The 971-nt window shown below is 45.3% G+C and carries 1 protein-coding gene; it reads right to left on the bottom strand.

Annotation, left to right across the window (positions count from 1 at the left end; all coding sequences use genetic code 11):
* Nucleotides 1–365: 365 nt before the first annotated feature.
* Nucleotides 366–971: type II secretion system minor pseudopilin GspK (gene gspK, locus A3750_RS21565; RefSeq protein WP_156498822.1), on the bottom strand; the 606-nt coding region annotated here is incomplete at its 5' end.

The following is a 971-nucleotide window of genomic DNA, read 5'->3' as shown; positions in this document are numbered from 1 at the left end:
CTAACACGAGTGAAAAAACTGAGATTTCCGGGCCAAACCAAGACAGCTTTGACGCTATCGGCCCCGTTCTGCATCAATATTTGTTGAATTTCGTCTAATGCAGACGATCGACCACCCGACACCTTGAGACCTTTCANATCATATAGGACCCAGTCGTACTGGCTTTGGTTTGCATTGTATGGCTCGTTCGGCAGGAGAAACAATTTATGTGGCATTTTTTTCTAACTCAACCATCTTATTATTTGGTCTTTTAAGTCTGTTTGCTCCGTCATCATAGCCCAACAGGCTAAGGTAACGTAAGCCATTATTTATCCCGAAACTCAGACACGCATATTGCGGGTAATATTGCGAGTAACAATAGTTAGTCATACGCCTGACTTCGTTATTAAGTACTTTTGCCCTTGATCACGCTGTAACAAGGTTACACTACCATCCTCTTTGGCGCGATAAAGAATTGAGCGCAGACGAACCTTACGATCAGATAGAGTAATCCTGGTTGCCAGCTCATAAAAATTAGACGCCACATCAAGATACGTAGTATCGAGTTTCAATCCTTTAAGCAGCGGCTCCGCAGCAAACTCTTGAATACTTTTCCAAGGGGATTCCTTCGCCTTGGATGCGAGCTCTTCCGCTACATTGTCCGGCAGATTTTCAACCAAAGACTGAAGTACTTCAGCACTCGCTGTATTGACGTTTATATGCGCCAAGCCTTGTGGCAGCGTAGTAACGAAAGGAAGCAGCGCTTCGTACGATTCACGATCAACCCCCTCAATCAACATCAACTCGCTAGGATGACTAAAGACCTGTCCGCCAGTCCGATAAGGTGGTTCGAGTGAAAGATACTCTCCATCTTCAACGCCCTCTATACCTGTCGCATCCTGGTTCTCATCGATCCAATCTTGAATTCGCTCAAGCTTGACATCATCCAAAGCGAGTCGGTCTAGCAGACGTTTGAAACGCTCTGACATTAT

The sequence above is a fragment of the Oleiphilus sp. HI0079 genome, assembly GCF_001635105.1.
This window is presented reverse-complemented; position numbering and strand designations above follow the sequence as displayed.